Below are 14,695 nucleotides of genomic sequence, written 5' to 3' on the forward strand. Positions count from 1 at the left end.
TGGGTGTCGATTATGCGGCGCCAACCGCTTTTTTTCGCCTGGGCTTCGATGCGCGCGACGGTTTCTGAAGCGCAACAAGCGCTTCTTTCAGCAGCGCCAGCCAGTTTTCCTCATAGCGAACGCCCGCCTGCAACACCAGATGATGCAGCGCGGTTTCGCGATCTGCCGGCTCCGCAGGAAAGTCGCGCTCCTCGATTTCCCGATACAGCGCGAGCTTCGCTTCATGCAGGCCGATCCGCCGCCGGATTTCCCGATCCAGCCCCGTGGGCCCGACCGCCGCTTCGGCCCGCAGGCGCACCATGAATTCGTCGCGCAGCGCGGCGGGTTCATCCTCCTGAGCGATCCAGTCCTTCAATTGCGCGCGCCCGGCCGGCAGCACGCGATAAGCACGCTTGCGCCCGCGCGTGTTTTCTTCCGGCAGCGATTCGATCAGTCCGGCTTCCTCCATGCGCGCCAGCTCGCGGTAAATCTGCTGATGGGTCGCGTGCCAGAAATAGCCGATCGAGCGGTCGAAACGCGCGGCCAGTTCCGATCCGGAGCAGGACCGTTCGACCAGGGCAGTGAGCAGGGCGTGCGGGAGTGACATCGGCGATATAGAGGAAGTTTTCCAAATTTTCGCATCCGCTTGACTCTCTATGCAACTGGTTGCATTATCGGCTGCACCTTCGTGCAACCAGTTGCATAAACATGACAACACACTATCCCCACTTGCTGCGCCCACTCGATCTGGGCTTCACGACCTTGAAGAACCGCGTGCTGATGGGTTCCATGCACGTCGGTCTGGAGGAGGCGCCCAATGGCTTCGAGCGCATGGCCGCGTTTTACGCGGAGCGTGCGCGCGGCGGCGTAGGCTTGATCGTCACGGGCGGCATCGCGCCGAACGAACGCGGTCGCCCGATGCACGGCGGCGCCATGCTGAGCACCGAGGAAGAAGCCGGACACCATCGCACGATCACGCGCGCCGTGCATGCGGAAGGCGGCAAGATCGCCATGCAGATCCTGCACTTCGGCCGTTATTCGTATCAGCCGATGCTGGTTGCGCCCAGCGCGTTGCAGGCGCCGATCAATCCGTTCACGCCGCACGCACTGAGCGATGACGAAGTCGAGGAAACCATCGGCGACTTCGTGCGCTGTGCGGCGCTGGCGCAGCATGCGGGTTACGACGGCGTCGAAATCATGGGCTCCGAGGGTTACCTCATCAACGAGTTCATTGCGATGCGCACCAACCAGCGCACGGATCAGTGGGGCGGCAGTTACGAAAACCGCATCCGCTTCGCGGTGGAAATCGTGCGCCGCGTGCGCGAGCGTGTGGGCCGCGAATTCATCATCATTTACCGGCTTTCGATGCTCGATCTGGTGGAGGGCGGCTCGACGCTGGAGGAAGTGATCCAGCTTGCCCAGGCGATCGAACAGGCGGGCGCGACCATCATCAATACCGGCATTGGCTGGCACGAAGCGCGCATTCCCACCATCGCCACCAAGGTGCCGCGCGGCGCGTGGGCGTGGGTCACGCAGCAGTTGATGGGCAAGGTCTCGGTGCCGCTGGTCGCCACCAACCGCATCAATACCCCCGAACTCGCCGAGCAGTTGCTGGCGGATGGCGTGTGCGACATGGTGTCGATGGCGCGCCCGTTCCTCGCCGACGCCGATTTCGTGCGCAAGGCCAGCGAAGGCCGCGCCGATGAGATCAACACCTGTATCGGCTGCAATCAGGCGTGTCTGGACCATACGTTCGCGGGCAAGGTCACGTCCTGCCTCGTGAATCCGCGTGCCTGCCACGAGACGGAAATCGTGATCGAACCGGCGACGCGGCAAAAGCGCGTGGCGGTCGTGGGCGCGGGTCCGGCTGGGCTCGCCTGTGCGGTGACGGCGGCGCGCCGTGGGCATCGCGTGACGCTTTTCGAGGCCAGCGAGGAGATCGGCGGCCAGTTCAATATCGCCAAAAAGGTGCCGGGCAAGGAGGAGTTCTACGAAACGCTGCGCTACTTCCGCCGCCAGATCGAATTGACCGGCGTGGAGTTGCGTCTGGGCACGCGCGCGAGCGCGCAGGCGTTGATGCAGGAAGGGTTCGACGAAGTGGTCGTGGCGACCGGCGTGCTGCCGCGCGAGTTGCGCATCGAAGGCGCCGGTCACGCCAAGGTGCTGGGCTATCTGGACGTGCTGCGCGATGGCAAGCCAGTGGGGCGGGATGTGGCGATTGTCGGTGCGGGCGGCATCGGATTCGATGTGGCCGAATATCTCGTGCATGAAGGCGAATCCGCGAGTCTCGATGCGCAGAAGTTCTTCGCCGAATGGGGCGTAGATACCGGTTACGCCGAGCGCGGCGGCTTGCGCGAGGCAGCGGTGGGGCCAGCGGCGCGGCGCGTGCAGCTGCTGCAACGCCGTCGCTCGAAGGTGGGCGAAACGCTCGGCAAGACCACCGGATGGATTCACCGCACGGCGCTCAAGGCGCGCGGCGTGGGTATGACGTCGTCGGTGGAGTATCGGCGGATCGACGATGAAGGGTTGCACGTGACTATCGACGGTCAGGCGCACACGCTCGCGGTCGATAACGTGGTGATCTGCGCGGGCCAGGAACCGCTGCGCGAACTCGCCGATCAGTTGCAGGCCGCAGGACGTACGGTGTATGTGATCGGCGGCGCGGCAGAAGCGGCCGAACTCGACGCCAAGCGTGCGATTCACGAAGGCACGACGCTGGCCACCTTGCTCTGAGCGCGTGGCTTAATTCCTATTGATACGGACTACCTATGAATAACGATGCATTGAATCTGACGCCCGCCGTTGCGCGCTCGCTCGCGATCTGGCATGACATGGTGGCCAGCAAGGACCTCGGCAAACTCGAGTCGATTGTTCATCCCGAAGCCGTGTTCCGTTCGCCGATGGCGTTCAAGCCCTACGGCCCCGCGCCCGCCTTGCTGATGGCGCTGCGCACCGTGATCACGATCTTCGAAAACTTTACCTATCACCGCCAGTTCAGCAGCGCCGATGGCCTGGACATCGTGCTCGAGTTCAGCGCGACGGTGCAGGACAAGGCGCTCAAGGGCATCGACATGATTCGTTTCGACGCAGCCGGTCTTATCGTCGAATTCGAAGTGATGATCCGGCCGTTCAACGCCTTGCAGGTGCTGGGCGCCGAAATGGGCGCGCGGCTCGCGCAGTTTTTGCCCGCGTATAAAGTCTGATCGCTTCAGGCGTGGGGTTGCTGCAACCACGAACGCGCGTGCGCCGCTGAGGTCGTGAAAGACCATTCGAGGTCGAAGGGCGCGTTGGCCACGCCGAATTGCTGCGTCAGCAGACCGGTCGCGCGCACGCTGTAGGTGGTGTGCGGGCGCAGCGGCGAAAACGGCGTGCACACGGCGGTATTGCGGCCGGCGTCGGCGGCGGTCAGCGGCGCGATCTGGCAGCGCACTTTCTTGCCATGCGGGTCGCGCAAGTCGAAGGTGGCCAGTTCGATATGCGCGTTGGTGCCGCCGCTCAGGGTGATCGGATAGCCGAGGATCGCGCCCCGGTAACGCGTATCGGGGCCCATGGGGTCGGGCTGCTCGATGTCCTGCCACGCGAGCGGCGCATCCTTTTGCCCGTTGTAGGGATAGGCCACGAGTTCGGTGGCGCCGATGGCCGGCTGCGGATCGGCGAAATCGACCACGACGATCTGGCTATTGCCCGATGCCACGGCTTCGCCCGCGCGGCCCCAGTCGTAGAGCATCGCGCCGCGATGGTAGGGCGAGTCGAAAATTTCCTCGATGGGCAGCGCTGGCGCGCGCTGGCCGCCGTAGACCGCAAACACCTCGCTGGCGCCGGCCGTTTGCGTGTGCAGACGCACGCGCGCGGTGACATCGGCGGCGGAAAAGCCGGGCAGGCCGGCGCGTTCTTCGTGGCCCGCCGCGCGGTTCACTTCGAGATAGGACGCGTGCGCCTGCGCCGCTTTGGCAATAAGCGGGTCGGATGCCAGCGCGCTCAAACCCAGCTCCGCGCGGCGCGCGTTCAAAAAGGCGATGGCGCTCGTCGTCCTTTCGTCAGACAGATCGGCGATTGCGTTAGTACCGGGCGCGGCGTGCAGCGTGATGCGCGGCCCGGTATAGGGCGCAGCGGCTGCCTCGCTGGCGGTGTGGCGCGTCGCGCACCCGCAGAGGTGCAATGCGGTGATCGAAAACAGGGCAGCGGAAAACGTCTTGCGGTACATCGTGTGAATGAATGATGGCGACGCATTCCTGCGTCCAGAACTGCATATCGGCCCCAAATCGGTCGAATTTAGGGCCGTTTTTGCGACTTGCCGTGCGTTGGGTTGACTTGCCTTGTGGGCGCGAACAGACTCGGGTGAGCGTCGATCCGCAACAGAGCGAACCTGGTGAACCGGATTCTCCCCGATCGTGAGCGCAGGACCGTGCGTGTTATCGCCGCGCAGGCCAGCCCGTGCGATGAACTCGTCATCCACGCCCAGCCCACGGCGCTCGACCGTCCGTGCCGGCACAAGCGGCTCGCGCTTGCCGCGACGATCCTCGGTTCGAGCATGGCGTTCATCGACGGCTCGGTCGTCAACGTCGCCTTGCCGTCCATCCAGCGCGAACTGGGCGCGAGTGTGGCGGCGATGCAGTGGGTCGTCAATGCCTATCTGCTTTTTCTCGGCTCGCTGGTGCTGGTGGGCGGGTCGATGGGCGACCGGCTCGGGCGCCGCACGGTATTTATCGCGGGCATTGCGCTGTTTACGCTGGCGTCGGCGGCTTGCGGGTTCGCGCCCAACGCCGCCGCGCTGATCGCGGCGCGCGCGGTTCAGGGCGTCGGTGCCGCGCTGCTGGTGCCCAGCAGCCTCGCGATTATCGGCGCGGTCTTCGACGATGCGTCGCGCGGACGCGCCATCGGCACCTGGGCGGGGGTGGGTGCGATCACGTCGGCAGTGGGGCCGGTGGCGGGCGGCTGGCTCGTCGATGCGTTTTCGTGGCGCGCGATCTTCTTTCTGAACCTGCCGCTCGCGGCGCTCACGATTGCGCTGGCGATATCGTCGGTGCCCAACAGCCACAAGGCCGATGCGCCGCGCCAGCTCGACTGGGCGGGCGCTTTTAGCGCGGCGGCGGGGCTGGCGGCGCTCACGTTCGGTTTGACCCAGGCGTCGGCGGGCGGCTTTGCGCATCCCTGGGTGCTGGGCGCGATGGGCGCGGGCGTGCTCGTGCTGGCGGTATTCGTGCTGATCGAAGCGCGCAGCGCGAACCCGATGATGCCGCTCGACGTGTTCCGCTCGCGCGATTTCACCGCCGCCAATCTGGTCACGCTGCTGCTGTATTTCGGGCTGGGCGGCGCGTTCTTCTTCCTGCCCTTTACGCTGATTCGCGCGCACGGTTACAGCGCGACTGAAGCGGGCGCGGCGCTGTTGCCGGTGCCGGTCGCGATTGGCTTGCTGTCGCGCTTCACCGGCGGACTGACGAACCGCTTCGGTTCGCGCGCGCTGCTGACGATCGGGCCCGGCATCGCCGGAATCGGCTTTCTGTTGCTGGCGCTGCCGCTCGTGCGCGGCGGCTATTGGAGCGGCTTCTTTCCCGCGCTCGCCGTGCTCGGCCTGGGTATGACGATCACGGTTGCGCCGCTCACCACAGCCGTGATGGGCGCGGTGTCCGGCGAGCGGACCGGCGTGGCGTCCGGGATCAATAACGCTGTCGCGCGCGTGGCGGGTCTGCTGGCGATTGCGGTGCTGGGCATTGTGTTCGTGTGGTCGCACGATGCGGCGCTGGCGTCCCGGCTGGACGCGTTGCATGTGCCGCAGGATGCGCGCCGCAGCGCGCAGTTGCTGGAAGCCGATGAGCACGCTGCAAGTGCGGCCGCAGGCGCGTATGGTTTGCCCGCCGCGACGGCGGCGCAAGTGGAGGCCGATGCCATCATCGATGCGTTGCGTGCCGTTGCCGCCGTGTGCGCGGTGTGTGCGTTTGCCGCGGCGGGGATCGCGGCGGTGGCGATCAGCCCGCAGGCGCGCGCGAGGGACGCCGGTGCGAGCTGATTACCTCAACTCAATTTCACGTCAAACCAGTTCCCCGCGCCGCGCAGCAAAACTCAGCGCCAGCACCGCAAAAATCAGCACGCCCGTGGCCACCTGCTGCCAGTAAAAATTCCAGCCGATCAGCAGCAAGCCATTGGCCACAAGACTCAACAGCAGCACGCCCAGCAGCGTACCCGGCACGTTGGGCCGCCGCGCGCGCGAAAGCGTGGTGCCGATAAAGGTCGCGCCAATCGCGTTGAGCAGATAGCCGTTACCGGCTTGCGGCACATACGCTTTCACCATCGACGAAAGCAGCAGACCCACGACGCCATAAATTAATGCGCCCGCCACGAAGGTCGCCACGATAATCGCCGCAACCGGCAGCCCCGAATAACGCGCGACGCCCGGTTGCGTGCCGAGCGCCGCGCTATGGCGCCCAAACACCGAATGCGCGAGCGCAACGTGCACGATCAGCGCGAGCACGGCCACGATCCACAGCGGCACCGGCACGCCCGCGAAAGTGCCGTGCGCGAGCGCGCCGAACAGCGCCGGCAGATCGACGCCGAGCAGATAGACCGGCTGCCCGCCGTCGGTGGCGAGTTGCTGCAAGGTCTGGCCGATGAACAGCGTGCCGAGCGTGGCGAGAAACGGCGCAATGCCCAGCCCCGCAACCAGCACGCCATTGAACACGCCCACCAGCAAGGCCGCAGCGAGCGCGGCCAGCGCCGCCAGCGGCACACCGACGTGATGCGCGCTCAGGATCACAAACACGAGACTGCTGACGTCGATTGCCGTGCCGATCGACAGATCGACCGCGCCAATCGACAACGCCAGCGTCATGCCCAGCGCGGCAATCGCCAGCAGGGCGAAGTTGTTGAGCAGGACATCGGCGAGATTGCCGGGTCGCGCGAAACCCGGCGAGCACAGCGCGAAGAACACGCTGACGGCCAGCAAGGCGCCCGGCAGCGAGAAGCGCTGAATGCGCGCGAACCAGTCAGTCATGAGCATGAGTTCCGAGATGACGGCGGCGCAGCAGCGCCGTCGTGGCGACGACGAACAGGATCAGCGCGCCTTCGACGCCATTGACCCAGTAGCTGGAGACGTTATCGAGCTGAAACCCGTTGCCGACGACGCCGATAAAGAGCACGGCCAGCAGCGTGCCGGGCATGGTCGGCACCATGCGTCGCGAGAACACGACGCCGAGCAGCGCGGACGCCACCACGGCCAGCAGGTTTTCGCCCGCGCCGGGCGAACTGCCGCTCAGCAGCGCCGACGAAGCCAATGCAGCCAGCGCGGCCGCCAGCCCGCCGAGCAGATAGCTCGCGGCCACGTAGCCGCGCACGTTCAAACCCGCCGCGCGGGCGGCCTGCGCGTGTTCGCCGCTGGCGCGCAGGCGCAGCCCGAACGGCGTGTTGTGCACCAGCACGGTCAACACCGCGGCGACGGCCAGCAGAGCGGTGGCGAGATGCGCAATGCCGAACGCGCCTTCATCGATCAGGAACGCCATTAGCGGCGAAGCCGCCGGCACCGAGGTGTTCTGCGTGAGCACGAGTTCGAGGCCCGCGCAGAGATTCATCGTCGTGAGCGTGGCGAGCAGCGGCAGGATGCGCAGGCCGAGCACGGCAAACGCGTTCAGCGCGCCGACCGCCACGCCCGCCGCCAGCGCGAATCCCACGGCCGCTGTGGCGGGCGCGCCCGCGCGCAGGGCAACGGCATGCACGGCGGCGCACAGCCCCATATTCGCGGCGATCGAGAGATCGAGACCGCCTTTGATCGGATCGGCGCCGCCGCCAATCAGCACTGCCGTGAGGCCCAGGCCAAGCACGCCGACCACGGCCGATTGCTGCACGATATTCGCGAGATTCGCGAGCGTCAGAAAGAGCGGCGAAGTGGCCGCGAAAACTGTGAATACCAGTGCGAAGGCCAGCACGGCGCCGCCGCGAACCCAGAATTGCGCGCTCGCGCCGCTGCCGGAATGCGTCGTGCCGGGATCGGCGCGATCGGCTGCATGGTTGGCAGGCAGCGCATCGACGCGCCCGATCAGCTTGCCGGTCATGCCGCGTTCTCCTGTTTCGCTACGCCCGAATCCTCCGAATCACCCGCATCACCCGCATCGCCCGTGCGCGCGAGCGTGGCCCACGCCAGCAGATCCTGTGTCGTGACCGCATGCGATGGCACGTCCTGCACGATCGCACCGCGCGCCAACACCAGCACGCGGTCGGTCACATCGAGCAGTTCGTGCAGATCGCTCGAAAAAATCAGCACCGCCGCGCCTTGCGCGACCAACGTGTCGATCAGCCGGTAGATATCCGCTTTCGCGCCGACATCGACGCCCACCGTCGGTTCGTCGAGGAGATAGATGGCGGCGCCGTCGTCAGTCGCGCAGCCCAGCCACTTGCCGAGCGCCACCTTCTGCTGGTTGCCGCCCGACAGATGCCGCACCGGCGCCAGCGGGCCGGGCGTGCGCACGCCGAGCGCGTCGATCAGCGCGCGGGCCGCTGCCGTTTCGCGACGCGTGTCGATCAGACCGAAGCGACTGAAACCGCCGAGCGCCGGCAGCGAAAGGTTGTCGCGCACGGGCAGGGCAGTCGCCACGCCCTGACGGCGGCGATCTTCGGGTACGAAGGCGATGCGTTCGCGCACCGCATCGGCGGGACGACGCAGGCGCACGGTCTTGCCGCGCACGCGCAATGCGCCCAGCACGCCGCGCTCCAGACCGAACAGACTGCGCACCAGCGGCTTGCCGCCCGAACCGACCAGCCCAGTCACGCCCAGCACTTCGCCCCGCCGCAGCGTGAACGAAAGCGGCCCGAAACGCCCTGGCGCGTGCAGATCGCGCGCCTCCAGCACGACATCCTGCAACGCGGCCGACGACGACGCCGACGTGCGGCGCGCACGCGCCTCGGGCTGCGCGCCGATCATCGCCGAAACCAGCGTTTCGATGGGCGTTTCGCGGGCGTCGAGGTGTGCGACATCGGCGCCATCGCGTAGCACCGTCACGCCGTCGCACAGCGAAGCGATCTCGTTCAGATAGTGCGAAACATAGAGAATCGTCAGGCCGCGCGCACGCAGTTGATCGATGGTCCGCAGCAGGCGATCGACTTCGCGGCTCACGAGCGCGGCCGTCGGCTCGTCGAACACCAGAATGCGCGGCGAGCGGATCAGCGCGCGCGTGATCTGCACGATCTGCTGCTCGGCAACGCTGAGTTCGCCGATCAGCCGGTCCGGCGGCAAGGCGATGCCGAAATGTTCGTCCAGCGCCTCGACGGCACGCTGGCGCAGGCGGCGCACATCGAGCGGGAGCAGGGCGCGCAGGCCTCGCGCGCGCGGCGCGACCGTGGGTTCGTCGCCGAGCGCGAGTGCTTCGGCCACGGTGAAGGTCGGCGACAGCAGCCGCTCCTGATGAATGAAGGCGATCCCGCTGCGCGCGCCGGCGTCGATCTGCACGCCATCGACGCGAATCTCGCCTGCGTCCGCTCGCTCCAGCCCCGCGAGAATCTTGATGAGCGTGGACTTGCCCGCGCCGTTCTGGCCGATCAGGCCATGCACGGTGCCGCGCGCGGCGCTCAAGGACGCACCGCGCAGCGCCTGCACGCCGCCATATTGCTTCACGAGCCCGCGCAGTTCGAGCGCAGGCGCGCCGCCGTTCGATGTACTCATGCCAGCGCGCTCACTTCGACGCCAGCTGGCCGGTCTGCGCGCCCTGGCCGAGCGTTTTCTGCACGTCGAGCGCGTTGTCCTTGGTCACGAGAATCGACGGCACGTAGGTGTAGGGCGGCAGATTGCGCTCGCCGGCGAGATAGCGCGCGACATTGTCGACGGCCGTTTTGCCGATCAGCGCGGGCTGCTGCGCGACCACGGCGGCGGCGCTCGACTTCGGGTCCTTCACGAGCGTGACGACGTCCGGGCTGCCATCGACGGCATAGGTGCGGATCTCGGTGCGATGCGCCGCATCGACGGCCTGGGTCGCGCCCACTTGCGGCACGTCCCACGCCGCCCAGATCGCCGAAATTTGCCCCTTTGGATATTTCGCCAGCAACTGGCTCACCTGCGCGTAAGCGCTTTGCACGGTGTTCGGAATCACATCGCGCAACTCGGGCTCGATGATATGCACCTTCGGGTAGTACTTGAGCACGGCCTTCAACTGGTCATAGCGGATCGCGCACACGGGCACGCCGTAAAAGCCGTTGAAAACGAGAATATTGCCTTCGCCGTGAATATCGTTGACGAGCTTGAGGGCCAGTTGCTCGCCGATAAAAAAGTTATCCGAAGTGGTGTCGTTCAGGCTCGACGGCGACGCCGTGTCGATCGTGAACAAGGGGATGCCGGCCTGGCGGATTTTCTGCAGCCACGGCTCCAGCACGGTCGCGGTGCCGAGCTGTTCGACGATGGCGTCGGGCTTCTGTGCGATCAGCGTCTGAATCTGCGCGATCTGGCGATTGTCGTTACGCCCCGCATCGAGCGCGATGGGCGTGCCGCCCAGACGCTTCACCTCGTCGATGGCGCCCTGATAGGCCTTCAGATCCCAGTAATGATCGGTGCCGACCGCCGTGATGCCGATGCGCTTGCCTTTGAGCGAAGGCACATCGGCGTCGCCCTGGGCGTGCGCTGTGGCGCTGAAACCGGCCAGTGCGCCCAGCGTCGCGACTGCGATGGCGAAGGTGACAGCGAAGGTCACGGCGCGCGCCGTGGCGGCGCGTTTGAAGGGGGCTTGCGGGCGGAGTGTCTCGTGGCTCATGTCGTCGTCGATTCGTTGTCACGGCGTTTCCGGCGGGAGGGCGGAAATCGCGCTGTGCTGCGAATCTAAACGGCATGAGCCTGCCGGTAAAACATTGAATCGAGCTAAGGATAGATCGCCCGATGTGGATTGCTTCCAGGCGAATCCGCTCGTGCTGCGACCTCAGGCCTTCAGCCGATAACCGGTCTTGAAGATCCAGGCGGTGATGCCCAGAAAGAGCGCAAGAAATGCCGCCGTCATGCCCAGACTCACGCCGACCGCGACATCGGCGAGCCCATAAAAACTCCAGCGAAACGCGCTGATCAGATAGACGATCGGATTGAACAGCGTAATCACGCGCCAGGCCGGCGGCAGCATATCGACGGAATAAAAACTCCCGCCGAGGAACGTCAGCGGCGTGATGATCAGCAGCGGCACGATCTGCAGCTTCTCGAAGTTATCCGCCCAGATGCCGATGATGAAGCCCAGCAGGCTGAACGTGACCGCAGTGAGCAGCAGGAACAGCACCATCCACACCGGATGCAGGATCTGGACCGGCACGAAAAGCGCGGCCGTGGCGAGAATGATGAGCCCGAGCACCACCGATTTGGTGGCGGCCGCGCCCACATAACTGATCACGATTTCGAAGTACGAGACCGGCGCGGACAGCAGTTCGTAAATCGTGCCCGTGAAGCGCGGAAAGTAGATGCCGAACGACGCATTCGAAATGCTCTGCGACAGCAGCGACAGCATGATCAGACCGGGCACGATGAACGCCCCGTAACTCACGCCATTCACTTCCTTGATGCGCGAACCGATCGCGGAGCCAAACACAATGAAATAAAGCGAAGTCGAAATCACCGGCGCGACGATGCTCTGCATCAGCGTGCGCCGGGTGCGCGCCATTTCAAACCGGTAAATGGCGCGGATTGCGTGGATATTCATCGGGAAATCACCTGTTCCTTGCAGTTTCTACGACCGGTTTTCGACGACCGGCGGCGTGGCGGATTGCGGGACTTTGCCCACCAGGCTCACGAAAATGTCTTCCAGCGAACTCTGGCTGGTTTTCAGATCCGTGAAGCCGATGCCCGCGTCGCTCAGATCCTTGAGCAGCGTGATGATGTCGTTGCGCTCGTTTTCGGCGTCGTAGGTGTAGGTGAGTTCGGTGCCGCTGTCGGCCAGTTCGAGACGCCAGGCGGCGAGTTCAGGCGGAATCGCGCTCAGCGGCGTGGGCAATTGCAAGGTCAGCTGCTTGCGGCCGAGCTTGCGCATGAGCGCGTCCTTGCGCTCGACGAGCATGATCTTGCCCGCGTTGATCACGCCGATCCGGTCGGCCATTTCTTCGGCTTCGTCGATATAGTGGGTTGTCAGGATGATCGTCACGCCGTTGGCCTTGAGGCCGCGCACGAGTTCCCACATATCGCGGCGCAGCTCGACGTCCACGCCCGCGGTGGGTTCGTCCAGAAACAGGATCTGCGGCTCGTGCGCGAGTGCCTTCGCAATCAGCACGCGGCGTTTCATCCCGCCCGACAGCGTGAGGATCTTGTTGTTACGCTTTTCCCACAGCGAAAGATCGCGCAGCACGCGCTCGACATAGGCGGGATTGGGCGGCTTGCCGAACAGGCCGCGACTGAACGTGACGGTTGCCCAGACGGTTTCGAACGCGTCGGTTGTCAGTTCCTGCGGCACCAGGCCGATGAGCGAGCGCGCGGCGCGGTAGTCGGTAAGGATGTCGTGACCGGCAACACGCACATGACCTTCGCTGGCATTGACGATGCCGCAAATGATGCTGATCAGTGTGGTCTTGCCGGCGCCGTTCGGGCCTAGCAGCGCAAAAATTTCGCCGCGCTCGATATCCAGATTGATGCTCGTGAGCGCGTGAAATCCCGATGCGTAGACTTTCGAGAGATTCTCGACGGAGAGGATCGTTTGCATGTGCGAGACATTACCAGAATTGGGGATGAGGCATTGAAGTGGCCTGATTCCGCGGTTTGGGGGGGGGCTGGTTGGAGGTGTTTTTTGTGTGATAAATCTCCGGTTATGTCATGGACCTTGACGGGAACGAGTTCAGTCCTGACTACCGGGGATGTGGACAAAATCTTGGACTACTTTGGAGGTAGTCCATGTATTCATACGAAGACCGTGTTCGGGCATCGTCGGTGTGCGCGTCGCGCTCGGTGGCCCGTGCGCGCCTGGCGAGGGCCACCGAGCTGTCGATTAAATCGACCGTACTGGGTACGAAAGTTTCGAGCTGGTGCGGTCGGTTACTCGACGATGATTCACTGGAAAATAGCGGTGACGCGGCGTCAAACGTCGGCCACGCTGTTCCCAGGAATCACGAGAACCACGCCACGCTCCAGGGGATCGCCAAGCGACGCTGCAAATGTCGGCTGCAGTGTCTGATTGCAATGGGCTGCGGCCGCCACTACCGTGCCAAGCGCCAGTGCAGCGTTGCTGCTGCCATTGGCGAGGCCAAGATGGCAGCAGCGAAGCCGGCTATCCGTGTCGGGCCATGCTTGCTGCGCGGTATTGGCCATTTCCGCTCGGCGGCTGACGCGTTGATCCGCGTCGCTCACCAGCGCGCAATCCATCAAGGTCAGACCTGCAGTCGAAGCGTGGCCGCAGGCGCTTTCCAGCAGTTGCACCAAGGTGGCGGACTGTTGCTCTCCGGACAAGGGCGCCAGTTCTGCATGCGTCGTGCGCGCGGCGCTAGCAAGCCGGTGTACCTGCGTTGCACCTGCTGCCGCAGGCGGCGCAAGCAGCAAAGCGCAGGCGCCTTCGCCCAGCACCAGGCCGTCAGGCCGATTGTGGGCAAAGAGCAGACCGGCATCGTCCAGTGCGTCCACCGTCGCTTGACTGAGCGACGAATCGCAGGCCAGGAGAATATGGCGGACGGACGAGGGCTGCGCAGCAAGCTCTACGGTCAGCGCATCGAGTAGGGCGAGCGCGCCGACAGCCCGTGCCGCGAACGCCGTCGTTGCCGGCTCCACCGCCGGCAACCAGTGGCCGCGCGCGAGATGACGGTCGAGCCAGGCCGCGCAAATCACCGCATCGGCGCGCCAACGCTCAGGCAACAACAGGTGCAGTTTGAACCGCGGCGCGAGCGCGTGCATCGTTTCGGCAGTTGGGATGACCGGTGTGGTTGCATGCCGCTCAAGTAATTCGTCGATCGTCTCTGCGGCAAGCACTATTGCGCGGCGCTGCTCATCGTTAAGCCTCGGGTCGACATCGAGCGCGGTAAGGGCGTCTTCGAAATCGTCGTGCCAGATCGACGCTGCGGCGTTGGCAAAGGCCTTCGCGCCGTTACGCAGTAGCAACGACGGATGCAGTCCGACGACCTTGCCTTCGCGCGCCACTGCAAGCACTTCGTCGACGTTCATGCCTGCCGGCAGTCGCATGCTGGCGTCGAGAAGGGCAATCTTGGCCGTGGGCTGCGAGGTGTTTTCGCTGCCGCTCCCCGATGGCGCAGCTTCAACAGGATCGAGGGGCGATGCTGCGCCTTGCGACGGGGCAAACAACCCCTTGCAGATTCCCGCAATGCCTATGACGAGCAGAAGCGGTACGCCAATGCCGTTCAGCAGCAATTCCGTGCTGCTGGGCACGTGCTGGATGGATCGCCAGTAGAGGGCCAGGGCCGCCCAGACCGCAATGAACGAGCAGGCAATCCATAACGCAATACGAAGCGGCGAGCGTCCACGTATGGCGGGCGACGGGACAGGCGCCGCGCTCATTCGCAGCCCGTATTCGACTGGCTTGCAATCAAGATGGCGCCGCAATGAGTTTTATGTCCATCGCGCGCGGCGGCCTGATTTTCGATAATCGCCGAATCGTCGCCTTCTGTGATGTGATTCGAACCGTGAAGCGGGCAGCTGACCGTATCATTGCGACGCGCGATGCCTTTGCCGTCGATTTTTGCAATCGACGATGCGCTCGTCACCGTGCCGCCGTGGCTATGTTGATCCCCGAGAACTATAAATGGGCGCGTCATACCGGCTTCCCCTTTTTACCATAAT

General features: G+C 64.9%; 13 protein-coding genes. 3 read left to right on the plus strand and 10 right to left on the minus strand.

The window, feature by feature from the left end; all coding sequences use genetic code 11:
- Nucleotides 1-10: 10 nt before the first annotated feature.
- Complete coding sequence (locus tag G3N59_RS15875) at nt 11-586, minus strand: PadR family transcriptional regulator (protein WP_205983642.1); 576 nt, start codon at nt 584-586, stop codon at nt 11-13.
- Nucleotides 587-687: 101 nt separating this feature from the next.
- Between G3N59_RS15875 and G3N59_RS15880 the strand changes: the two genes are divergently transcribed.
- Both G3N59_RS15880 and G3N59_RS15885 read left to right on the plus strand, forming a co-directional pair.
- Nucleotides 688-2,712: an NADPH-dependent 2,4-dienoyl-CoA reductase gene (locus tag G3N59_RS15880; protein ID WP_205983565.1), complete on the plus strand. Its 2,025-nt coding sequence runs from the start codon at nt 688-690 to the stop codon at nt 2,710-2,712.
- Nucleotides 2,713-2,747: 35 nt separating this feature from the next.
- Nucleotides 2,748-3,182 (plus strand): nuclear transport factor 2 family protein, encoded by a 435-nt coding sequence (locus G3N59_RS15885; RefSeq protein ID WP_205983566.1) that lies wholly within the window; start codon nt 2,748-2,750, stop codon nt 3,180-3,182.
- Nucleotides 3,183-3,187: 5 nt separating this feature from the next.
- Here G3N59_RS15885 and G3N59_RS15890 read toward each other — a convergent pair whose 3' ends face one another.
- Nucleotides 3,188-4,183, minus strand: coding sequence for a CAP domain-containing protein (locus G3N59_RS15890; RefSeq protein ID WP_241023478.1), 996 nt, complete (start codon nt 4,181-4,183; stop codon nt 3,188-3,190).
- A 165-nt stretch (nt 4,184-4,348) separates the two neighbouring features.
- On the opposite strand from G3N59_RS15890, the gene G3N59_RS15895 reads away from it, so the two are divergent.
- Nucleotides 4,349-5,986: an MFS transporter gene (locus G3N59_RS15895; protein ID WP_205983567.1), complete on the plus strand. Its 1,638-nt coding sequence runs from the start codon at nt 4,349-4,351 to the stop codon at nt 5,984-5,986.
- 21 nt (nt 5,987-6,007) lie between these two features.
- Here G3N59_RS15895 and G3N59_RS15900 read toward each other — a convergent pair whose 3' ends face one another.
- The 8 genes from G3N59_RS15900 to G3N59_RS15935 all read right to left on the minus strand — a co-directional run bounded on the left by G3N59_RS15900 (nt 6,008) and on the right by G3N59_RS15935 (nt 14,670).
- Nucleotides 6,008-6,967, minus strand: coding sequence for an ABC transporter permease (locus G3N59_RS15900; RefSeq protein ID WP_205983568.1), 960 nt, complete (start codon nt 6,965-6,967; stop codon nt 6,008-6,010).
- Nucleotides 6,960-8,021, minus strand: coding sequence for an ABC transporter permease (locus tag G3N59_RS15905; RefSeq protein ID WP_205983569.1), 1,062 nt, complete (start codon nt 8,019-8,021; stop codon nt 6,960-6,962). Before G3N59_RS15905 ends, G3N59_RS15900 begins: the two co-directional genes overlap by 8 nt.
- Entirely contained in the window at nt 8,018-9,625 is a 1,608-nt protein-coding gene (locus G3N59_RS15910) for a sugar ABC transporter ATP-binding protein (protein WP_205983570.1), read from the minus strand. Before G3N59_RS15910 ends, G3N59_RS15905 begins: the two co-directional genes overlap by 4 nt.
- A 10-nt stretch (nt 9,626-9,635) precedes the next feature.
- A complete protein-coding gene (locus G3N59_RS15915) occupies nt 9,636-10,703 on the minus strand; it encodes a sugar ABC transporter substrate-binding protein (protein WP_205983571.1) in 1,068 nt (355 codons plus the stop codon).
- Between the two features lie 162 nt (nt 10,704-10,865).
- A complete protein-coding gene (locus G3N59_RS15920) occupies nt 10,866-11,627 on the minus strand; it encodes an ABC transporter permease (RefSeq protein WP_205983572.1) in 762 nt (253 codons plus the stop codon).
- A 27-nt stretch (nt 11,628-11,654) separates the two neighbouring features.
- Nucleotides 11,655-12,617, minus strand: coding sequence for an ABC transporter ATP-binding protein (locus tag G3N59_RS15925; protein ID WP_205983573.1), 963 nt, complete (start codon nt 12,615-12,617; stop codon nt 11,655-11,657).
- 371 nt (nt 12,618-12,988) lie between these two features.
- Nucleotides 12,989-14,413, minus strand: coding sequence for a hypothetical protein (locus tag G3N59_RS15930; RefSeq protein WP_205983574.1), 1,425 nt, complete (start codon nt 14,411-14,413; stop codon nt 12,989-12,991).
- Nucleotides 14,410-14,670 carry a PAAR domain-containing protein gene (locus G3N59_RS15935; protein ID WP_205983575.1) on the minus strand — a complete coding sequence of 87 codons (261 nt, stop codon included), beginning with the start codon at nt 14,668-14,670 and terminating at the stop codon, nt 14,410-14,412. The genes G3N59_RS15930 and G3N59_RS15935 overlap by 4 nt, the downstream gene beginning before the upstream one ends.
- Nucleotides 14,671-14,695 lie beyond the last annotated feature (25 nt).

It is taken from the genome of Paraburkholderia sp. Ac-20340, assembly GCF_017104965.1.
Classification (GTDB): Bacteria; Pseudomonadota; Gammaproteobacteria; order Burkholderiales; family Burkholderiaceae; genus Paraburkholderia.